19 protein-coding genes are annotated in these 21650 nt (G+C 69.7%); 12 read left to right on the top strand and 7 right to left on the bottom strand.

Annotated features, from left to right (window positions below):
• Positions 1-323 precede the first annotated feature (323 nt).
• The 3 genes from EXE57_RS05690 to EXE57_RS05680 are packed head-to-tail and all read right to left on the bottom strand — an operon-like array spanning position 324 to position 3386.
• On the bottom strand, positions 324-1604 hold the full coding sequence (locus EXE57_RS05690) for an alpha/beta hydrolase family protein (RefSeq protein ID WP_135074857.1): 1281 nt from the start codon (positions 1602-1604) through the stop codon (positions 324-326).
• Positions 1597-2601, bottom strand: a complete 1005-nt coding sequence (locus tag EXE57_RS05685; protein ID WP_135074854.1) for an NAD(P)-dependent alcohol dehydrogenase — start codon at positions 2599-2601, stop codon at positions 1597-1599. Before EXE57_RS05685 ends, EXE57_RS05690 begins: the two co-directional genes overlap by 8 nt.
• Positions 2598-3386 (bottom strand): DUF4386 domain-containing protein, encoded by a 789-nt coding sequence (locus EXE57_RS05680; RefSeq protein WP_135074852.1) that lies wholly within the window; start codon positions 3384-3386, stop codon positions 2598-2600. Before EXE57_RS05680 ends, EXE57_RS05685 begins: the two co-directional genes overlap by 4 nt.
• A 100-nt stretch (positions 3387-3486) precedes the next feature.
• Here EXE57_RS05680 and EXE57_RS05675 point away from each other — a divergent pair, with 100 nt between their 5' ends.
• Positions 3487-6381, top strand: a complete 2895-nt coding sequence (locus EXE57_RS05675) for an ATP-binding protein (protein WP_167305830.1) — start codon at positions 3487-3489, stop codon at positions 6379-6381.
• 275 nt (positions 6382-6656) lie between these two features.
• Here the strand turns inward: EXE57_RS05675 and EXE57_RS05670 are convergent, their stop codons facing one another.
• Positions 6657-7298 carry a response regulator transcription factor gene (locus EXE57_RS05670; protein ID WP_244247004.1) on the bottom strand — a complete coding sequence of 214 codons (642 nt, stop codon included), beginning with the start codon at positions 7296-7298 and terminating at the stop codon, positions 6657-6659.
• Between the two features lie 23 nt (positions 7299-7321).
• Positions 7322-9058, bottom strand: coding sequence for a sensor histidine kinase (locus EXE57_RS05665; RefSeq protein ID WP_167305829.1), 1737 nt, complete (start codon positions 9056-9058; stop codon positions 7322-7324).
• Between the two features lie 107 nt (positions 9059-9165).
• Here EXE57_RS05665 and EXE57_RS05660 point away from each other — a divergent pair, with 107 nt between their 5' ends.
• From EXE57_RS05660 to EXE57_RS05650, 3 genes are all read left to right on the top strand, one after another.
• Entirely contained in the window at positions 9166-9816 is a 651-nt protein-coding gene (locus EXE57_RS05660; protein WP_167305828.1) for a TRAP transporter substrate-binding protein, read from the top strand.
• Between the two features lie 15 nt (positions 9817-9831).
• Positions 9832-10587 carry a hypothetical protein gene (locus EXE57_RS05655; protein ID WP_135074838.1) on the top strand — a complete coding sequence of 252 codons (756 nt, stop codon included), beginning with the start codon at positions 9832-9834 and terminating at the stop codon, positions 10585-10587.
• Between the two features lie 92 nt (positions 10588-10679).
• Positions 10680-12296, top strand: coding sequence for a right-handed parallel beta-helix repeat-containing protein (locus EXE57_RS05650; protein ID WP_135074835.1), 1617 nt, complete (start codon positions 10680-10682; stop codon positions 12294-12296).
• A gap of 472 nt (positions 12297-12768) precedes the next feature.
• Here the strand turns inward: EXE57_RS05650 and EXE57_RS05645 are convergent, their stop codons facing one another.
• Positions 12769-13737, bottom strand: coding sequence for a GlxA family transcriptional regulator (locus EXE57_RS05645; protein WP_167305827.1), 969 nt, complete (start codon positions 13735-13737; stop codon positions 12769-12771).
• Positions 13738-14158: 421 nt separating this feature from the next.
• On the opposite strand from EXE57_RS05645, the gene EXE57_RS20320 reads away from it, so the two are divergent.
• The 8 genes from EXE57_RS20320 to EXE57_RS05610 all read left to right on the top strand — a co-directional run bounded on the left by EXE57_RS20320 (position 14159) and on the right by EXE57_RS05610 (position 19832).
• Positions 14159-14287, top strand: coding sequence for a hypothetical protein (locus EXE57_RS20320; RefSeq protein ID WP_279633192.1), 129 nt, complete (start codon positions 14159-14161; stop codon positions 14285-14287).
• Between the two features lie 40 nt (positions 14288-14327).
• Positions 14328-15128: an alpha/beta hydrolase gene (locus EXE57_RS05640; RefSeq protein ID WP_135074829.1), complete on the top strand. Its 801-nt coding sequence runs from the start codon at positions 14328-14330 to the stop codon at positions 15126-15128.
• Entirely contained in the window at positions 15104-15895 is a 792-nt protein-coding gene (locus EXE57_RS05635) for an MBL fold metallo-hydrolase (RefSeq protein ID WP_135074826.1), read from the top strand. The genes EXE57_RS05640 and EXE57_RS05635 overlap by 25 nt, the downstream gene beginning before the upstream one ends.
• A 279-nt stretch (positions 15896-16174) precedes the next feature.
• Positions 16175-16786 carry a sulfite oxidase-like oxidoreductase gene (locus tag EXE57_RS05630; protein ID WP_135074823.1) on the top strand — a complete coding sequence of 204 codons (612 nt, stop codon included), beginning with the start codon at positions 16175-16177 and terminating at the stop codon, positions 16784-16786.
• Positions 16783-17505, top strand: a complete 723-nt coding sequence (locus EXE57_RS05625) for an FAD-binding oxidoreductase (protein ID WP_244247003.1) — start codon at positions 16783-16785, stop codon at positions 17503-17505. The genes EXE57_RS05630 and EXE57_RS05625 overlap by 4 nt, the downstream gene beginning before the upstream one ends.
• Positions 17506-17731: 226 nt before the next feature.
• Positions 17732-18991: a type III sulfide quinone reductase, selenoprotein subtype gene (gene sqr, locus EXE57_RS05620; protein WP_135074820.1), complete on the top strand. Its 1260-nt coding sequence runs from the start codon at positions 17732-17734 to the stop codon at positions 18989-18991.
• 1 nt (position 18992) lies between these two features.
• Positions 18993-19307: a TusE/DsrC/DsvC family sulfur relay protein gene (locus EXE57_RS05615; RefSeq protein WP_135074817.1), complete on the top strand. Its 315-nt coding sequence runs from the start codon at positions 18993-18995 to the stop codon at positions 19305-19307.
• 15 nt (positions 19308-19322) lie between these two features.
• Positions 19323-19832: a DsrE/DsrF/DrsH-like family protein gene (locus tag EXE57_RS05610; protein ID WP_135074814.1), complete on the top strand. Its 510-nt coding sequence runs from the start codon at positions 19323-19325 to the stop codon at positions 19830-19832.
• Here the strand turns inward: EXE57_RS05610 and EXE57_RS05605 are convergent.
• The gene (locus EXE57_RS05605; RefSeq protein WP_135074811.1) at positions 19829-21484 is read right to left on the bottom strand and encodes an alkaline phosphatase family protein; all 1656 of its coding nucleotides are present in this window, start codon (positions 21482-21484) and stop codon (positions 19829-19831) included. The two genes, EXE57_RS05610 and EXE57_RS05605, sit on opposite strands and share 4 nt — an antisense overlap.
• Positions 21485-21650 lie beyond the last annotated feature (166 nt).

Raw genomic sequence — 21650 nt, 5'->3', positions numbered from 1 at the left:
GCCAGATCGAGGCGTCCCCAGGGTGGCTGCCCGGCGGCGACGCAGGAGTGAATCGACCGGTCATCAGAACGTCATCAGAAACGGCGGGCAACTGTTCCGAATCGTTCCGATACGGTTGAAGGCGTCCGATGGGGAACCCCCTCAACAATCCGAGGTCTCCCAGAGGGACCCGAGGTGTGAGGTAGCCCGGCACAGGCATCCGATCTTGTCCAGAGGTCGCAGGTTCAAATCCTGCCCCCGCTACAAAGGTCGAGAGGCCCCCACAGCGTGACTGTGGGGGCCTTTCGCATGTGCGCAATCAGGTTGCTCCGCCCCAGTTCCGCTCAGGGGTAGCCGCGAGTCCGGACTTCCAGGTCGTCTCCCGCGTCAGGTATCACCCTGAGGGCGGCCGTCGAGTCCTTCGCCCCGAGCTCTGCCCGCAGGAAGGCGGTCACGTGGTGGGCAACCACGTCACGGGCTGAGGCCCGGTTCCAGGCGGGGTCGTCGCAGAACCCGAACGGCACCACGGTCATCACCCGGCGCACGGATGCGCAGGGGCCTGTGAACGCGAAGTGTTCGGCGCCGATGAGTCCCACCTCGACTGCTCGGGGGGCGTCTGCATGGTCGTAGGTCAGGCGTGCCCCGGTGGCGTACGGGGTGTCGCGGTCGGCCGTGCCGCCCAGCGCGGCGACCGGCACGTTGAGCGAGCGCAGGCCCGTCTCCCCGAACATCACGGCGTCACCGGCCATGGAGACCACGGCATCGACCCGGTTGTCCGACCAGTCCGGCCACAGCCCCTCGGGCAGGGCCGTCAGGCCTGCCCGGTCGGCCATGTCGGCCAGGCTCGGCTCGAGGGCGCCGCACAGGAACACACCGGCGTCGTCCGCACGCCGCGCATCCGCACACGCGGTCCGGAGCGACTGGGTGTCCAGGCGCGCCCCGCCCATGACCTGGGCGGCGTAGCCGCCGTAGGAGTGTCCGGCCACGGCGATGCGGTCGGTGTCGACCAGCGCTGAGACGGCGTCACCGCCTTTGGTGAGGTGGTCGATGAGGGCCCGGAGGTCTTGGGGTCGGTCGACCGTGGCTTGCCAGAGCTTCGAGGGGTCGAGGGGCTCCTGGTGGGCGGGGGAGACGACGACGAAGCCTCGGGTGGCCAGGTGCTCGGCGAGCCACCCGTAGGCGCCGGGGCCGAGCGCGAATCCGGGGGAGAGCACGACCAGCGGGTACGGACCGGCGGTCTCGTCGACAGGCGCGTGGCGGCGCGCCTGCCCCGGGTAGGTCGCCAGCGTGACCGGGTTCGTCCCCGAGAGCATGCCGACGGTGTACCGGTAGGTGACGCGCTGGCCTGCGCTGGTGGTTGCGGGGTACCAGACGGTAGCGGGCAGCGGGGTGGAGCCGGGCACGGTGAGGTCGCGGACCCCGACCAGGTGGGGTCCGGGTTGGGCGTAGGGCACCACCGTCGGTTCGAGGGTGGAGTGCTCGGGTGCGGTGCGGACCATGCCGAGGCCCATCGCGACCGTCCAGCCGAGGAGCACCACGGCACCCAGGGCGGTCAGCCCGGCGCGGGTCGTCCAGCGGCGCAGCCGCGAGGTGCCGGGGGCGGTGCGCGTGGTGGGTTCACGCATGACGTTGCACCTCCCGCCAGGTGGTGTCGGTGACCGCGACCGCGACCTTCCCGCGGCCGTGACCACCAGCGAAGTGGGTCACGGCAGCCGCCACGTCCTCCAGCGGGTAGACCGCCGAGACCACCGGCCGCAGCCTGCCCTCCTGCACGAACCCGGCGAGGGTGCGGAGGTCCTCGGCGTCGTCGCGGTGCACCAGGACCCGAAGCCGTTGCCTCACCAGCGCGTTCAGCGCAGCCGCCTGGAGGAACCGGCCAGTGCCCTTGAACCAGCGGCCGCCGCTGCCGCCGACCAGCACCAGGGTGCCGTCGGGTCGCAACGCACGGCGGTACTCGGCCAGAGCGCGGGCACCGACCAGGTCGACGACCACGTCGAACCGCGTCGGGCCAGCGGCGAGGTCGTCGCGGGTGTGGTCCAGGACGTGGTCGGCGCCCAGTTCGCGAACCAGGCCGCCGCCGCCCGGCCCCTGCATCGAGGTGACCTCGGCACCGAACGCCTTGGCGATCTGGACGGCGAAGGTGCCGACGCCGCCTGAGCCGCCCACGATGAGTGCGTGCTGTCCGGAGCGGACCCCGCCGGCGTCGCGAAGCGCCTGAAGCGCAGTGAATCCCGACACCGGGACGACGGCGGCCTCTACCGACGACAGCGTGGGGGGCTTGAGGACCAGCTGCTGCTCGGGGACCGCGGCGAACTCGGCGAGCCCGCCCTCGCCCCAGCCGAAGACCTCGTCGCCTGGCACCAGGTCGCGGACCTCGGGGCCGGTGGCCTCGACCACCCCGGCGATCTCCCGGCCGGGAGTTTGGTGGCGCGGGCGGAGCAGCCCGATGGCGGGTCGGGCGACGTAGGGCCAGCCGGCCATCAGGTGCCAGTCGTCGCCGGCCACGGCGGCGGCCTCGACGCGGACCAGCACCTGGTCGCCGGTCGGCGTGGGACGGGGTACGTCTCGGACCCGCAGCACCTCCTGCGCAGCGCCGTAGCGCTCATGGACCACGGCCCTCATGCCGTCACCCCCGTCTGGGAGTCGACGCCGTCGACGTCGCGCTGCCCGGCGTCCATCCGCACGCCCCTGAGGAGGAGCCAGGCGATCATCGAGAACTCCGCGATGACTGCTGGTGCCAGCAGCACCGGTGACAGGGTGCCGTCGTAGCCGGGGAGCAGGAAGAAGCCCAAGCTGTCGGCGGCGTACCCCACGCCGGCGACGCCGAGGATCCCGCCGAGCCAGCTGGGGAACCAGGAGGACTTGATGAGCAGGTAGGCCAGCACCAGCAGGTGGGCGGCGAAGAAGACCAGACCGATGAGGTAGCCGTAGGAGTGGGCCTCCATCGTCAACCCCACCAGGGCGTCACGGTCGTCGGTCGACAACCCGGCACCAGGGCCGGCGGGGTCGAGCAGGAGCAGCGCGGCGAACTGGGCGAGCAGGATGGAGCCCAGCACCGCGGCCTGGGTGAGTCGGAACGCCGCCGCCAGCGTGGACAGGGTCCTGCTGACCGGGCGCAGCAGCACGTAGAGCAGCACCGCCACCGCGACGTCGCAGAGCACCATCAGCGTGTCGGCGAGGAAGCCGACGCGAAACAGGCCCGACGACTCGGTGATGTTCGCGGCGGTCGCGGCCGCGCTGGCCGGGTCGACCAGTGTCCCGCGTACGTAGAGCTCGCTGAAGAGCCCGCAGGTGAAGATGACCAGGTAGAAGACGCCGGCGGTCCGGGCGACCGCGCGCGGTGTCCAGCGCCGCGACGTCGTGGGTGCGTTGTTGACGGGATTCGACGTTGTTGTGAGTGTGTTCATGGCTCGACGTTCCCGGGAGCCGGTCGAGACGCGGTCCAGATCGGGTCGAGCCTGGGTCGAGACCCGCACGGGTCTCCAGGGGCGGGAGGGGCGCCACACCGTGGCCGGGAGCGAGGAGCAGACGCCCGGGCAGGTCGAAATCCGGCTGCTGGGCGGAGTCACTGCCACCGTGGCCGGCGACACAGTCGACCTCGGCCCGCCGAAGAGCCGGACCCTGTTGGCGGCGCTCGCGCTGGCCTGCGGAGAGACCCTCCTGGTCTCCCGGCTGGTCGACCTGGTCTGGGGAGAGGGTCCGCCCCGGACGGCGGAGAAGACCCTGCAGACCTATGTGATGCAGCTTCGCGGGGCGCTCGGGTCCGCCGCCGTGCAGCGCTCCGGTGCCGGGTACCGCCTCACGGTGGATTCGCGCTGCGTCGATGCGGTGCGCTTCGAGGAACGTCTGGCTTGCGGTGACATCGACGGCGCCCACGCCGAGTGGGCAGGGCCGCCGTTGGCGGGACTCGAGGCGCCCGGCCTGGCGCCGCAGGTGGCCCGCCTGACCGAGCGGTGGATGGAGGCCACCGAGGCCCGGGTGGCACGGCTGGTGGAGACCGACCCGCGCGACGCGATCGCGGTCCTGCGTGGGCTCACAGCCGAGCACCCGTTCCGCGAGGAGCTGTGGGCGCTGCTGATGACCGCCCTCTACCGGGCCGGCCGACAGGCGGAGGCGCTCTCGGCCTACCAGACCGCCCGAGAACGGTTCGTCGACGAGCTCGGTGTGGAGCCCGGTCCACGGCTGCAGCAGGTCGAGGCGATGATCCTCGACCACGACGACCGGCTGCGACCCGTCCCCGCTGGTGTTGCTCCGGCGGCCGCACCGGGGGCGCCCCCCTCAGCCAGCCTGCCCACGATCACCGCCCCGCTGCTGGGTCGCCACCGGGAACTGGCCGAGGTGGAAAAGTCCCTCCAATCGTCGCGCGTGGTGACTGTGACCGGGCCCGGTGGCATCGGGAAGACCCACCTCGCCCTCACCGTCGCGACCCGGGCCGAGACCTCTTACCCCGACGGGGCGCACCTGGTGGACCTCTCCGACCGGGGCCCCGACGCCGACGTCGCCCGCGCGGTGTTGGACGCGCTTGCGCTCCCGGAGGCACCCGGTCGGCAGCCCGTGGAGACCGTCGTGGGAGCGCTGCGGCGACGGCAGACCCTGCTCGTTCTCGACAACTGCGAGCACCTCGCCAACAGTGCGGCCACCACCTGTCGGGCACTCACCGACCGGTGCCCGGGCGTCCAGATACTGGCCACATCCAGGGAGCCGCTGGCCATCGGCGCCGAGCAACTCGTCCCGCTGCCGCCGCTGGACCCTGCAGGAGCCGGCACCGAGCTCTTCGCGCAACGCGCCCTCGCGGTCGACCCGCACTTCGACCTTGCCGCCTGGCAGGGGGACGTCACCGAGATCTGCCGCCGCCTCGACGGAGTGCCGTTGGCCATCGAGCTCGCCGCCGCGCGCTCCCGTGCCCTCACCCCGCCCCAGATGCTCGACCGACTCCAGGACCGGCTCCGCCTCCTCGTCGGCGGTCGGAGGGACCGCGTGGAACGACATCGCACCCTCCGAGCCACCCTGGACTGGTCCTACGACCTGCTCAACCCCGCCGAACAAGCCACGTTCGGCCGGCTCTCCACGTTCAGCGCACCGTTCGACCTCGACGCCGCCGAACGCGTCGCCGTCGACGTCGACCTCGACCCGGTCGACGTCGACGACCTGGTGGGCAGCCTCGTGGACCGGTCGCTGCTCACCGTGACGACCGGACCGCGCGGCGAGCGGCGCTACCGGATGCTGGAAACCATCCGCCACTACGCCGCCGAGACCCTCTCCAACTCCGGCGCGCGCCAGGAGGCGCAGCGCCGGCACGCCGACTGGTGCCTGAGCGAGGTCCAGCAGATCCACCAGCTGCTCACCGGACCAGATGAAGTCGCCGGCGTCGAGCGGCTGGAGAACCTCTGGCCCGAGCTGCGCACCGCGGTCGAGCGAGCCCTCGTCACCTGCCACCCCCAGGACGTGGTCGACCTGGTCGAGCCCGTCGCCGGGGAGGTGCTGCTCCGCAGCCGGCAGGAGATCGGCGACTGGGCCGAACGGGTCCTCGACGCGAGCGCCGGCGACCCGGAGCTGACCGTGTTCGGGCTGGTCTGGACCGCCCACCGCCACGCCCTGGCGCAGACCCCCGACGCCTACGACAGGCTCGTCCAGGACCACTCGGAACCAGAGGACCCGCTCGTACGTCACGGCCGTGCGTTCGCCCATGAGGACTGGGAAGCACTCCTGGACCTGGTCCCCGCCGCGGAGGCCGAACGCCGCCGCCGCGGCCAGCCGTTCCTCGCCGAGCTCATGGAGACCGACATCCTGGCTGCCTACCTCAACCTCGGCCGCTTCCCCGAGCTCGAGGCACTGGCGCCGGTGCTGACGCAGCGCTACCGCACCCACGGCCCACCCACCCTGCTCAACTGGACTCTGATGCTCCACGGCTACGGCGCCGCGTTCCAGGGCGACCACGACCGCGCCGACCGCCTGTTCGAGGATGCCGCCCGGGTCGAGGTCCCGGCCCGGACCCACACCCCCACCACGGCCGTCTCCGCCCGCGTGGCCTTCCGACGCGGCGACACCCACACGGCCTACATGCAGCTCCTCCACCACGTCGAAGACCTCCTCGACACCGGCAACATGCAGGGCGTCGGCGTTGCCGCCATCGAGCTCGTCCGGATGATGCACCTGGCTGATCGGCTCGACGAGGTGGCCCGACTCGTCCGATACCTGGAGGCCAGTCCACTTCTCGAGTCGCCGTACTTCCGCGGCTTGGTCTCGGATGCCATCACCGCCAGCAACCCGGCCCAGGTTGCCGAGATCTCGGATGACCTTGCTGCAGCCGAGTACATGGTCGAGCTGCTCGAAGCTGTCGTGCGATCAACGGCTGCACCCGGAGGTGCCGCAAGGTCCGACGGAGACGATTCCTCTACGTGACCGGGGTGTCCCGCTCCTGTGGTTCGATCCGAGCATGAGCAACGGGTGGCAGATGCCATGGCAGGCGTCTCGTGACGCGGGGGAGCGGCGACCTTCAACACCTGGAGCGCAGCTCGGCGAACTCCCCCCGCTACGAGGATGGAGCGGTCCTCACTGTGACAGTGAGGGCCGCTTCTGTTGACGCAACCATCTCCAGCCCCGGGACAGGACGTCAGCTGGGTGCCACGAGGTGAACGATCAGGTGTCATGCGCGCGTCGAACTCCGCACGGCGTCTTCATCCCCGGTTGCGCAGCAGCTCCAGCACGGCCAGGACTCGGCGGTTCTCGCCCTCCGATGGCTGGATCCCCAGCTTGTCGAGGATGTGCTCCACGTGGGTGTCCACGGTCTTGGGACTGATCCCGAGGACGCGACCGATGCCCAGATTGGAGCGACCCTCTGCCATCAGACGCAGCACCTCCAGCTCCTTGGGTGTCAGCGCTTCGAGTCCGCGAGCGCGCCCCGTCGAGCTCATCAGCAGGGTGACCACCTCGGGGTCGACCACGGAGCCCCCACCAGCCACGGTGCGCACGGCGTCCGCCAGCGCCGTGCCGTCCTTGACGCGGTCCTTGAGCAGGTAGCCGGTTGCACCCCCGGCCGAGAGGGCGCGTACGGCAAGCGACCCACTCGCGTACATGGACAGCAGCAGCACCCCGACGGTGCTGCCTCGAGCACGGAGCTCCTCGAGTGCCCGGATTCCTTCGTCCGTGTGCGTCGGCGGCATGCGGATGTCGAGCACGACAACGTCGACCTCGCCGATGTGCGTCTCGAGGGCGCTGCTGAGCTGGTCTGCATCGGGCACGGCAGCGAGCACCGTGCACCCCGAAGCGACCAGGAGCTGACAGATGCCTTCCCGGATCAGAAGCGCGTCCTCGGCCACGACGACGGCGGGCGAGCCCTGGCTCATCTCAACACCACGTCCGGCAGGGAGACCGTGACAACGGTGCCGCTGTCGCTGCTCGTGATCGTCGCGCGGCCATCATGTGCCTCGACCCTGTCGATGAGGCCCCGCAGACCGGAGCCTCGCGACGGGTCGGCGCCCCCGACTCCGTCGTCGGCTACGGTGAGCCGCAGGGGTTCCCCGAGCGTCATCGTGACCGAGGCCGATTGTGCCCCGGCATGCTTGGCGACGTTGGTCAGGCACTCGGCCACGACGAAGTAGGCGGTCATGCTGCGTGTGGGGCCAGGGTCCCCCTGGCCTTCGACCTCGACCGAGACCGGCGCAGGACATCTCGCTGCCAGCTCTTGGACGGCGTCTGCGAGACCCCCGTGGACGAGGGCCGTGGGCGTGATCCCGCTCGCCAGCCGACGCAGCTCCACGAGCGCACGGCCGAGATCCTCGGATGCCTCTGCCAGAGTCGCGTCGAGCTCTGCTCTCGATTCCGCGTCGGTCTGTGCCGCCGCGAGGTTGAGCTTGAGGCCGGTCGAGATCAGAAGCTGCTGGGCGCCGTCGTGCAGGTCGCGCTCCAGCGACTTCCTCGCCTCGTCGGTGGCAGTCACGATGCGGGCCCGAGACCGGCGTACCTGCTCGATGCTCTCGCGGAGCTCGTCAGTGAGCCGCCGGTTCTCGGTGGAGAGCCGGAGAGCCTCGGCGACCGCGTCCAGCACTGAACCGTCAGCCGGCAGATCGCGCGTCGCTGCGACCACGAGCGCGATCGGCTCAACCTCGGAGTCGACCCGCAGGACTCGGCTCGTCGGCGCACCTGCGGTCGGGTCGGCTTCCTGCGCCCCTGCGGAGTCGCGATAAGCACCTGGTCCCGGGGCCCACCACCACACCCTCGCTCCGGGGTCCCCGATCGCCCGTGCGACCAGCTCCTCGAGGCGAGCTGGATCCCGGTGCTCACGCGCCTCCAGCAACAGGTCGGCGACGTGCGCCCTGCTCGGCAGACGTCGCACGATCTCGCGCACGCACAGGACGAGCATCAGCAAGAGGCCAGCGCCCAGGAGCAGGGTTTGTGGGACGAGATGTCCGACGAGCACCGTCACGAGAGCGACCCCGAGGGCCAGCTCGGCCACCCGGGTGCGGCCGGGTCGTCGTAAGAGCTCCCCCAGCGCACCACTGATGGCAAGCACGCCGATGGACGCTCGAAGCCATGGTGACCATCGCTCGAGCCCAACGTAGGCGGCCTCGCCATCCAGCAACGCGAGGGGGTTGGGCTGACAGCGACACCATCCCCACGCGGCTGGGTCATAGGTGAGAGTGACGGCACCGGCGACCGCGCCCGCCAGGAGAGCTGATGCAACCACAGCCGCGCGTCCCAGGCGGCCTGCGCTCCCACCGCGGCTGGTGACCAGTACCAGCCAGGCGGCTGCAGGCACGAGAAGGGTGCTGACGGCGCCGAGCGCGACCCACAGTCCCGAAAGCTGCGAGACTCCCAGCGCGAGCCCCGCAGCCGGCGAGGTGACAGCGACGACGATCATGGTCGCCCCGACCTGGCGGCGGGCAGGAGCCGCCAGACCCACGTACCCCGCGGCGAGGGCGTAGGCCGCGCCGACGACCGACGGAGCGAGCACGTCGACGAGGTCTCGGTAGGGCACCGCTGATGCCAGGAGGAAGGCCGCGACCACGTTCACGACCACGCCCCCAGCCGCCATCACGACGAAGACGACTGGTCGGGCTCGATCGCCGCGCACGGTCACGTCCTCAGGATGCCGCACCACCGGTGTGTCTGCCGTGGGGAAATCCTCCATCTGCCGACAGGTTTCACCCCATGGCGCCGGCCACGGTCTCGATCTACCGTCGTGACATGCGGAAGCTCCGCCCGTCGCTGGTCCTGGCCACGGTCGGCGTGTGCGCACTCTTCGCCTCGGGCTGCGCGGAGCCCCTGAACGGCCCGTCCTTGGTGCTGACACTGGCGACGCCCGACCAGCCTGGCGACCCTGACGCGCTTCACGTGGAGCACTTCGTGGACGAGGTGCAACGCCTCTCGGAGGGCACGATCCGCATCGACCCGCAGTGGGACGCGGAACCCGAGGGGGTGCACGACTGGGACCAGCACGTGGCCCGCAGCGTCGCCGACGGCGAGTTCGACTTGGCGCTGGTGCCCGGTCGCGCCTGGGACGAGCTCGGTGTCGCCACCCTCCGCGCGCTGGACACGCCCCTGTTGGTCACGAGCCTCGACCTGGTCGAGTCAGTACTCACCAGCGACCTGCGCGGGGAACTGATGGCCGGTCTGCCCAGGGCGGGGGTGGTCGGTCTCGACATCTTCCCCAGCGAGCTGCGGCATCCCTTCGGCTACGGCAAGCCACTGCTCGACGCGGACGATTACCGTGACGCGGTCATCAGGGCGCCGACCTCCGCCACGACCAGGATGTTCCTCGAGAGGCTGGGCGCGACGGTCGTGGACGACCCGCCGGACCCTCGAGTGCAGCGCGGTGACGAGTCGAGCTACAGATAGGACAACCACGGCGACGTGGCGACAGGGAACCTCACGTTCTTCCCGAAGACCGAGACGTTGGTGATGGATGCCGACGTGCGCGAACGGCTTCGTGACGACCAGTGGGAGGTGCTTCAACAGGCGGCCGCAACGACGCGCTCGTGGTTGTTCGACAACCTGCCGAGCGACGCCGAGAGCGCCGCGGAGTTCTGCGGGCGTGATGGTCGCATCGTCGCCGCCGGACAGGCCGACATTGTGAGCTTCCAACCTGCAGCGGCAGAAGTGCGGGAGTGGCTCGAGGAGGATGAGGCGACCCGCGAGATCATCCAGGCCATCGAGGACCTCAAGGACAGTTCCACCGGAGGACCTGGACCGGTCACCGGCTGCCCCGAGCAGCAGCCTTCAGACTCCAGCGGAACAAGCGCGCTCGACGGCGTCTACACCTCGCTGGTCACGGAGAAGGCTCTGCGAGATGCCGGGGTCACGGATCCGGCTCTGATCCGCGACGACGCCGCCCGCTACGTGTGGACCTTGGCGGACGGCATCTGGCGCTACGAAGCCACCGCAGATCACTACCTCCAGATGCCGCACGCGAGCGGTCATTACACCTACGAAGCCGGGCGGTTCACGTTCTCCTGGCCCGACGGCACCTACATCAGCGCCCGGCTCGAGATAGATCGCGACGGGACCATTCGCTTCCATGATCTGGTCGACAGCGTGCCCGAGCTGCAGGCGGAAACCGACGGATTCTGGAGCGCTCCATGGCGCCGGATCGGCGACCTTCGCGAGTGAGCACGCTCGCTGAGGCGGTGGTGAGAATCCCCATCACATGCCGGTGACTTCACCCGATCCCAGCGCACCCAGACGCTCTTAGCGTTCCCTGCATGAGCACACGTAAGAACATCGCCGTCCTCGCGCTGGCAGTCGCGCAGACGGCCGCATGGACATCACTGCCGGTTCTCGCGGCACCCCAGGCCCGGCAGTCCGCCTGCGTGGCGGCCGAGGCCTGCTACGACACCCTCGCGGAAGCACTGGAAGCGAGCGAAGCCGGCGACACCGTGCGGCTTTCCGCCGGAACCTTCACCGGCGGCGTCACGATCGACCACAGTGTCCGACTCGTCGGCGCAGGCTCGGCCAGGACCATGATCAAGGGCGGCGGACCGGTCATCACGGTCACGTCCACGAGGGCGCGACGGCCCGCCGTGCTGATCTCGCGTCTGACCGTGACGGGCGGGGTGAGCCACGGTGACGGCGTGAACGCGTACGGGGGAGGCATCTTCGTGGCTCCCGTCGAGGTCGAGGACGACCTGGAGCCGGGGGCACACCTGACCCTCGACCGCGTGACGGTGACACGCAACCGGACCGCACCGACGACGACCAGCCCCTCTCCGTCCGGTGTCAAGTGTCCCGACGGGGACTGCCCCTACGCCGGCTCCTACGGCGGCGGGATCGGATCATTCGGAGATCTGACGATTCGACGATCCCGGATCACCGACAACACCGCCGGTGGCCGTGCCAGCGACGCCATGGGCGGTGGCATCTACAGCGAGCTCGGAGACGTTCGTGTGCTCGGATCTCAGGTCAACGCCAATCGCGCGCACCCGGCGGAGATGGAGATCGGACGATTCGCCGAGGGCGGAGGCATCTTCGTCCACTCCGGCACCCTGCAGGTGAGGCGATCGCATGTGGACCGCAACCGTGCCGACCTGGTGACCGGCTGGCCGGTGGAAGCGCAGGGCGAGCCCATCGACATCAACGCGCACGCGGGGGGCGTCCATGCCGGTGAGCACGTCCCGACCCTGGTGGTTGACTCCACCGTCAATCACAACGTTGCCCGGGCGATTGATCCTGTCGGTCAGCCGCTGGCCTTCGACGCCGGCATGCTCACCCACCTCAGCCGCCTGATCATGCGCAACTCCGAGGTCAGCTACAACAAGATCATCGTGGACGCCGCCACGACGGAGGACGTCGCGCCGGTCGGATCCGCTCTCGAGGTCAACCAAGAATCAACGATCACCGGCTCAAAGATCGTCGGCAACTCTGTGCGCGTCAACAGCGACCACGGCGTGGCCGTGGCGACCTCCGGCCTCGCCGTCTACGACTTCACCGAGACCGGGAACCCTGGTCTGGTGGTGGTCCGCGACACGACGATCTCCGGCAACACCGCCGTCGCCACCAGCAAGACGGGCTCTGCCTCGGTGGTCGGTGCCGGACTGTTCAACAACACGCTGCTGCGGATCGAGGACTCGCACATCCGCGACAACCAGGGCGCCGCATCGGCTCCGGACGCGAGCGCCCAAGGTGGTGGTGTCTGGAACGGCGTCTTCCTATCCGGTCCGCCCGTGGAGCTGACGCTGGTGCGGTCGAAGGTGGTCCGCAACGCGTTGACGGTCACCTCGGGCGGCGAGAGGCAGGGCGGCGGGATCTACAACTCCGAGACGCTCGAGCTCAGGCAGACGAGGGTTCTCGACAATCGGCCAGACCAGTGCTTCGGCTGCTGACCGACTGACTCCCGCGGTGGAGCGGGTCCGTCCCTGGTGGCGGACCCGCTCGAACGCTCTCCGGGTGGTGGGTCAGCCAACAAGTCGCCAACAAACCCGCTGGTGCGATCGCGGTGCAGGACGCAACCGTGGTGACGCCCGAATCTGTCCCACCCGCGAGTTCTGATCAGGCGGTGAGCAACGGGTGGCAGATGCCAGGGCAGACGCCCAGCGCCGCGGGGGAGTGGCGACGGGCAACGGGACGAGCGCAGATCTGCGGGGTCCCCCGCTACGAGCTGGAGCGGCCCTCACAGTGACTGTGAGGGCCGCTTCTGTCTTGCGCAATCCTTACCGGCCGACCTCGTCCGTTGCGCCGGCTCCGCAGGTGAATCACGCGGTCGGACGCGTTTCGACACGCAGTCGCAGTGGCAGATGAGTGCGTTTCCCGGCCCAGAGGAACACACGTGCTCAGCCCGACGAGCAGAACGCGAGCTCACACGGGCAGGGGCGCCCGGAAGGCTGCGCGGTAGTCGCGAGGGCTCGCGCCTGTGTGCAGGAGGAAGTGCCGACGCATCGCCTGGGTGGAGCCGAACCCCGACGTGTGAGCCACGTTCGTGATGGTCAGGTCCGTCTCCTCCAGCAGTGCCCGCGCCCGTTCGACTCGCTGCCGCGAGATCCATGCCTGGAGGCTCTCGCCCGTCTCGGTTCGGAACCGCCGTTCCAGAGTGCGGGGGCTCATGTGCACGTGCCGAGCCACGATCTGGAGGGTCAGCGGCTCCGCGAGGTTGTCGAGCATCCACTCCATCGCCGGCGCCAGGGGACCGGTCAGCGGGCGGGTCGTGGAGGTCGCGTACTGCGCCTGTCCGCCGACCCGGTGCGGCGGGCTGATCAGGATGCGCGACACGTCGTTGGCGTAGGCCTGGCCGTGGTCCAGCCGGAGGATGTGCAGGCACAGGTCGGCCGAGGCGAGCATGCCGCCGGAGGTCAGCACCGAGCCGTCGTCGACGTACATGGCGTGCTCGACGAGCTCTGCGGCCGGGAACGCGGACCGGAACTCCTCGGCCAGCGCCCAGTGCGTCGTGACCTTGCGGCCGTCGAGGACCCCGGCCTGGCCGAGCACGAAGGCTCCGGCGCACAGCGACACCATACGGGCACCGCGCGCTGCCGCGGTGGCCACGGCCGCCAGCAGGGCTGGGTCCTGGGGCACCCACGGCGCCTCGAGGCCGGGCACGATGACGGTCTCTGCATCGGCCAGTTCCGAGAGGGGGCCCAGCTCGCTCATCGAGAAGCCGAGCGAGGTGCCGAGCGCGCCGCCGCCGCAGACACGCACGTCGTACGGCTCCTCGGTCTCGTCACGAATCTTGGAGAAGACCGACGGCCGGCGGCCGAATGCCTGGGCGGCCACGGCGAGGTCGAGCACGAAGGTGCCTGGCAGGGCAACGATCACGACGCGGTGGGCCACAGCCGCTCCTGTCCCGAATCGTTCGAAGGTTGACGCCCGGCGTGCTGCCGGGAGGCTCTGACGCTCCGAGACTGGGGCCATCGGCACGGAAGGACGGTCATGGAGCCCCACAGCATTATCCCCGGCCACGGCTCTGGCGGCACCCCCTCGCGTATCCGGGCGGGATCGCTCGCCGATCGGTGCCAGACCTACCGGCACCTCGCCGAGGGACCGTTCTTCGACAACAGCCGGGACGGCCAGGACCCGTCCCGAGGCATGCGAGACGCCTTCTGGCTCCACAATCTCCAAGCCGGCGCGCGCAACGCCTACGAGTGCGTCGCTGCGTCCCCCGCGACGTACTTCCTCGCGGACCTCGACGAGGTCGGCGTGCCGACGTCGGTCGTCCACGGTGACGACGAGCACGTCGTCCCCTTCGAGGCCGGTGGGAAGAGGCCGGCCGGTACGCGTCGCCGGCGCTCAGCTGATGGTCTGCGCCGGCGCTCCGCACGGCGTCACCGTCACGCACGAGGACCGGCCCAACAACGACCTGCTCGAGTTCCTCAAGTCCTGAGCCTCGGGCGAGATTTCCGTCGACAACAAGGAGTGCGCACATGACGACACATCCGGACACCATCGTCCTGGTCCACGGCTTCTGGGTCACCCCGAGGAGCTGGGAACACTGGATCACCCACTACGAGGCCAAGGGCTACCGCGTCCTGGCGCCGGGCTACCCGGGTTTCGATGTCGAGGTCGAGGAGCTACGGGCGAATCCGCAGATCATCCTCGACGTCACCGTCCCGGACATCATCGCCGAGATCGAGGACATCCTCGCCGGCCTCGACAGCAAACCGATCATCATCGGCCACTCCGCAGGCGGCGCATTCACCCAGATCCTGCTCGACCACGGCTACGGCGCCGCCGGCGTCGCCATGAACTCGGCTCCCACCGAAGGCGTGCGGGTCGTGCCACCGTCCCAGGTGAAGTCCACATTCCCCGTCCTCAAGAGCCCCGGCAACCGGAAGCGGGCCATCGGCCTGAACTACGAGCAGTGGAGGTACGCGTTCACCAACACCTTCCCCGAGGAGGAGGCGCGCGCGACGTACGAGCGCTACCACATCCCCGCCAACGGCGGGATCCTCTGGGGCAGCGTGCTCGCCAACTTCCAGCCCGGCCACCAGGACACCTGGGTCGACTACAGGAACGACAAGCGAGCACCGCTGCTGTTCGTCTCCGCCTCGGAAGACCACATCATGCCGCCGTCGGTGCAGCGGTCGAACGCCAAGCACTACAAGTCCGACACGGTCACCGAGGTCAAGGAGTACGACGGCTACGCCCACCTGCTGCCCGCCCAGCACGGCTGGCAGGCGATCGCGGACGAGGTGCTCGAATGGGCGATCGCGCACGCCCGGTGATCCTCACCCACGTCGGCGGGCCGACCGTCCTCATCGAGCTCGGCGGCTGGCGGCTGCTCACCGACCCCACGTTCGACCCGGCCGGCGGACACTACGCGTTCGGGTGGGGCACCTCCTCGGACAAGGTCGTCGGCCCCGCGCTGTCGAGCACCGAGCTCCCGGATCTGGACGCGGTGCTGCTCTCCCACGACCACCACGGCGACAACCTCGACCGTGCCGGCCGGGCCTTGCTGCCGGCTGTGCCGACGGTGCTCACCACCCGAAGCGGGGCTCGTCGGCTGGCGCTGCAGGGTGTCCGCGGCCTGCGAGCCGGGGAACGGACCGTCCTCCGGGTGGCCGACCGCGCGCCGCTGGAGGTGACGGCAACTGCAGCGCGGCACGGGCCCCCGCTGTCGCGGCCGATCGCTGGCGCGGTGGTGGGGTTTCTGCTCCGGTGTGACGGCACCACGGTCTGGGTGACCGGCGACACGGTGCTCCACGGCGCGTTGCGGCGGTTCGCCCGGGACCTGAGGGTCGATGTGCTGGTCGTCCACGTCGGAGGCGTGCAGTTCGGCCTGACCGGTCCGGTGCGGTACACGCTCACCGGCAGCCGGGCGATGGAGCTCGTGGGCCTCGCGCTGCCTAAGGTGGCGGTGCCGGTGCACTACGAGGGCTGGTCGCACTTCGTCGACGGGCCCGCCGGGTTGGCGGCAGCCATCGCGGACGCACCCGCAGACGTGCGAGACCGCGTCCGCCGGCTTCCGATCGGCACGCCGATCAAGCTGTGACGGGCGACGGCCCCACCGCAACCAGGAGAGTGCTCGGCCAGCACCGCCCCTGGCGTGTTCGACACGGAAGGGATCAGGTCCGTGCTTCCCACAGGCAGCAGCAGAATCCGTTCGGGGGCGCCTCATACCTCGGCAGGACCCGGCCGCGCTTGTGGTCGTCAACCCCGGGCCGACGCCGAGGAGCAAGGGTCTCGTTGAGCAGGGCCGGGTGGCTCGAGCCCGAGTAGGCTGCCGTCGAGAATGACCTCGGCCACACCACCGTCCACGAGGAGGCGCCAGATGCCGGCGACCCGAGGATTCTTCCGACGACGACCCGACGGCCCCGCGGGCCGCCTGCCTCCCGGGCAGTACGACGTGGGTGGGAACTGGCCGGTCCTGACTGCCGAGGTGACGCCGCGGATCGACCGCGAGTCCTGGACCCTGGGCGTGGATGGTCTCGTGGACCGGCCGACGACCTGGACCTGGGACGAGGTGCAGCAGCTGCCGAGGTCGTCGTACCACGGTGACATCCACTGCGTGACGACCTGGTCGAAGTTCGACGTGGTGTTCGCCGGTGTCTCCGTCGACAGCCTCCTCGAGGCTGCCGGGCCAGATCCGCGGGCAGAGTTCATGATCGCCCATTCCTCGACCGGCTACACGACCAACCTGCCCTTGGCGGACGTCACCGGCGGCAAGGCGTGGGTCGTGTGGGAGTACGACGGGCGACCCCTGACGGCCGAGCACGGTGGCCCGGTACGGCTGCTGGTCCCGCACCTGTACTTCTGGAAGTCCGCGAAGTGGATCAGCCGGCTCGAGCTGACGGTGGAGGACCGCGCCGGGTTCTGGGAGCGCAACGGCTACCACGACCGCGGGGACCCGTGGCTCGAGCAGCGCTACCAGGGTGATCCGTGACCACGGATGAGTCCTTCGCGTCGGTGGGTGCGGGTTCGACGGCGTGGACCACCGGACGCATCATCACCAAGGACTTCCCCGCACCACACCTCGTGCGGCTCCGCATGCACGTCGAGGATCGCCATCGCCACTGGCCCGGCCAGCACTACCTCATCCGGTTGCGTGCCCCCGACGACTACACGGCCCAGCGCTCCTACTCCGTCGCGTCCGACGACAGCGACCCCCTCGTCGAGTTCCTCGTCGAGAGGCTCCCTGCCGGAGAAGTCTCGGAGTTCCTGGCCGACGTGGCCGAGGTGGGGGATCTCCTCGAGATGCGAGGCCCGATCGGGCGCTGGTTCAGATGGGACACCTACACCCCGGCGCTGTGCCTGGTCGGCGGGACCGGCGTCGTCCCTGCGGTCGCGATGACCCGTGCGGCACGACACCACGGCCGCTCCGACCTGATCCGTGTGATGGCCGTCGGGCGCAGCCCTGAAGCGCTGCCCTACGCCGAGGAGCTGGCCGCGGCCGGCGCCGCCATCGTCTACACCCGTCATCCCACCAGTGCCCGCCCGCCGGGACCCCCGACCCGGGCAGAGATCACCCCGCTCCTCGCGGGTACCCAGCTCGCGTACGTCTGCGGGTCGTCCCGGTTCGCCGACTTCGCGGAGACCCTCCTGGTCGAGGCTGGTCTGAGCGCAGAGGCGATCCGCGTCGAGCGGTTCGGCGTCACCGGCTGAGCTCGACGACCCACGGGCGACTGCGCTTCTGGGTCAAGGCCTCACGGTGTGACGTCCCCGTGATGCGACTGCCGGACCTCGATGACCCGACAGACCGAACGCCCGACCGTCGACAAGATCGGGCTCCACGGCTGCCTTGGGTCCCGGCAGGAGGGGACCTTCGCCCCTGCCCCACATACCCCCCGGGGTTTAGTTTCGAACTGTGGACGAGACGCAGGAGAGAGACATGAAGCACCTGGTGATCCTCGGCGGTGGCACGGCCGGGACCATGATCGCGAACAAGCTGCGGCACCGGCTGGACCGCACCGAGTGGAGGATCGCCGTCGTCGACCGTGACGACGAGCACCACTACCAGCCGGGCTACCTGTTCGTGCCCTTCGGCGGGTACACCCACGAGCAGGTCGTGAGGTCGCGGCACACCTTCCTCCCGGACGGCGTCGACTTCGTCTTCGGCTCGGTCGACGAGATCGACACGGGGGAGAACGTCGTACGCCTCGACAGCGGGCGTGCGCTGCCCTACGACCAGCTCGTCATCGCCACCGGCTCGACGCCGCGCCCGGACCAGACGCCCGGGATGCTCGGCCCGGAGTGGCGGCGCAGCATCTTCGACTTCTACACGCTCGAGGGCGCCGAGGCCCTCGCGGACGCGCTCGCCCGCTTCGACGGCGGAAGGCTGGTCGTGCACGTCACCGAGATGCCGATCAAGTGCCCGGTGGCGCCCCTGGAGTTCACCTTCCTCGTGGAGGCCTGGCTGCGTGAGCGCGGGATCCGCGACCAGGTGGAGCTGGTCTTCGTCACCCCGCTGGACGGGGCGTTCACCAAGCCGGTGGCCTCGGCACACCTGGGCGGGATGCTCGACGAGCGCAAGGTGCACGTGGAGACCGACTTCCTGGTCGAGCGGATCGACTCGGAGCGGAAGGTGCTCGTCTCCTACGACGACCGCGAGGTCCCCTTCGACCTGCTGGTGACGGTCCCGCTCAACATGGGGGCCGACTTCGTCGCGCGCTCCGGGCTCGGCGACGAGCTCAACTACGTGCCCGTCGACAAGCACACCCAGCTCTCGACCGAGTTCGACAACATCTTCGCCATCGGGGACGCGAGCGACATCCCGGCTTCGAAGGCCGGCTCCGTCGCGCACTTCTCGGTCGAGATCTTCGTCGACAACTTCCTGCAGCACATCGCGGGACGACCGATGACCGGGGCCTTCGACGGGCACGCCAACTGCTTCGTGGAGTCCGGCGACGACAAGGCGCTCCTGATCGACTTCAACTACGACACCGAACCCCTGACGGGCAAGTACCCCCTCCCTGTCGTCGGCCCGATGGACCTGCTCAAGGAGACCCGGGCCAACCACCTCGGCAAGCTCGCCTTCCGCTGGATCTACTGGAACGTCCTGCTCCCCGGGCGTCCCGTCCCGCTCCCGGCACTGATGTCGATGGCGGGGAAGCACGTGCCCACGACCGCACCAGAGAAGCAGGAGGCCTGAGATGCCCACCACCACGATCGACAACCACGAGATCCACGTCGACGACGAGGGGTTCATGACCCAGTACGACGAGTGGACCGAGGACCTCGGCACGGTGCTCGCCGCCCAGATCGGGATCGAGATGAGCGACGAGCACTGGAAGGCGATCCGCTTCCTGCGCAGCGACTTCCCCGAGCACGGTGAGACCGCGACGCTGCGTCGGGTCGCGACGGTCGGCGGCATCCCGACCAAGCAGCTGTTCACCCTCTTCCCCAAGAAGCCGGCCAAGAAGATGGCCTACGTCGCCGGGCTGCCCAAGCCCCGCGGTTGCGTGTGAGAACAGGAGACCGTCATGACCACCACGCAGAGCGCCCCGATCATCCCGTCCTTCGACGAGGAGGAGACCGGGCGCACGCTCGCGATCATCTGCTCCAAGGGCAACCTGGACATGGCCTATCCCGGCCTGATCCTGGCCAACGCCGCCCTCGGCGAGGGCATCGAGACCCACCTGTTCTTCACGTTCTGGGGCTTCGACATGATCAACAAGAAGACGATGGGCGACCTGAAGTTCACGATGCTCGGCAACACCGCGACGCACATGCCGCAGGGTCTCGGAGGCCTGCCCGGGATGACCGCGATGGCCACCCACCAGATGAAGAAGTCGATCGAGGAGATCGGGGTGCCCGAGGTGCCCGAGTTCCTCCAGCAGATCGTCGACTCCGGTGGCCACCTGTGGGCCTGCCGGATGTCTGCTGACATGCAGCACCTGGAGGAGGCCGACCTCTACGACGAGGTCGAGGGCATCATCAGCGCGTCCGACTTCATCGAGAAGACCGACGGGGCCCAGCTGCTCTTCATCTAGGGCCTGGTCCTGGGCAGTCGGTAGGCCTTGCCGTCCATGTCGTACGACGGCGTGATGCCCAACGCCCTGAGGATGGTCGGCATGATGTCGACCGACCTCACCTCGGCGCGCAGGTCCTTGCCGGACAGGCCGGCACCGGCGAACACGATCGGGATCTGCTGCGACGTCCGCTGGATGCCGCCATGGTCGCCGAGGACCGAGTAGGTCGTGTCGTCAGGCAGTGTCGCGACCAGGTCGGGACCGTAGGGGGCTGCCTGGGTGTCGACCAGCTCCTGTGCCTTGCGGGCGAACCACGACCTCTCGCCACCGGATGTCATGCGGTCCCACCGGACCCGGGAGACCCGGTCGAAGTGGTCACCGCGTCGCTGCCACACGGCGGTGACGTCGGGGAGCCTCTTCATGACAGCGGCCGCCTCGGCGACCGATGCCCGCGACCGGTCCTCCAGCCAGACGTTGAGAGAGGAGTCGCTGTAGGAGAGCCCGACGTTCTCCGTGTCGATCAGCGGCTGCAGGGCCTCCTGCGGCTGGTCGTAGGGGTCGTCGTTCTCGGGGTCGCCGTAGTACCAGTTGTAGTAGCCGTAGTCGTCGACCGGCTCGAAGTCACCGTGCCAGTGGCCCTCCGCCGCGGCGACCGACCCGTGGTCGGCGGTGAGCACGACCAGCGTGCTGTCGAGCTCGCCACTCTCCTCGAGGGCGTCCATGATCCGGCCCACCTGAGCGTCGGCGGTCGCCGTCGCGAACTCCATGTGGGTCATCGGGTCGAAGCCCGGCGTGGCGTCCTCCGGGTCGTTGACACCGCCCCACATGTGGGCGGCCTTGTCGATGCCGGGCAGGCTGACGAGCAGGCCGCTCCACGCGTCCCGCTCCTCGGCCATGATCTGGAGCGCGGCGTCGGTGGCCCAGATGTCGCCCCCCTGGTGGCCCGGCTCGTCACCGACGACGTAGCGGTCGTCGGTCGCCGGGTAGAGCTGGGCAGGGAACTGCAGCGTGTCGTAGCCCTTGTCGCGCTCCACCCAGTAGCGCGAGCCACAGCTGCCCTCGATGTACGACGGCACGCCGGGACCGGTCGGCTTCCGCCACCGCACACCACCGACCTCGCAGGGGTCGGCGCTGGTGAATGTCGAGACCGACGTGTCGGCCGACCCGGGGCCGCTGAGGCCGTAGGCGGCGTACCCCTTCGGGCTGACGGTGAAGACCTTGCCGGTGTCGTCGAGGTAGTCCGACAGGTGCGGGTAGCCCGCGTGCTCCTGCAGCGCGGACATCTCGTCGTATCCGAAGTTGCTGGTGATGTAGAGCCCACCCGGATCGCCGAGGACCCCGTCGACGTCCCGGTAGCCCTCGTTGGTCCACCCCATGTTCTTCGGGAGCATGCCGGAGGTGATCACGTTGTGGGTCACCACGGTCACCGACCCGGTGTGGCCGAGGTATCCGCGCGGGGTGTCGACGCCGTCCTTCATGAGGGCCTGGACGTGCTGCATGTCGTACTTCTCGACGATCTCCTTGCTGAGGGCGTCGACGACGATGACCACGACCTTGTCGGGCGGGGTCGGCGGCTTCGGCCTGACCGCGGCGCCGGTCTGGGCGCCGACGAGCGTGCCGGCACAGACGAGGCTGACGGCCGCGAGAGCGACGAGAAGATGACGACGAGCCATGGCCTACCCCCTGGTCTCGCGACGCCACCATCGCCGCAACGATCCTGCGACTCTAGCGACTGCGATGTGACCTGCGCCACACCCTGGGAGGTGTGGGCGTCGAGGGCGGGGTCCGGACGTGACGGCCACCTCGCCCCTTGTGGCGCCCAGCCGGCGAGCCGTATCT

It is taken from the genome of Nocardioides euryhalodurans, from assembly GCF_004564375.1.
GTDB lineage: Bacteria > Actinomycetota > Actinomycetes > Propionibacteriales > Nocardioidaceae > Nocardioides > Nocardioides euryhalodurans.
The sequence above is the reverse complement of the archived record's forward strand: the minus strand, read 5'-3'. Positions and strand labels throughout refer to the sequence as shown.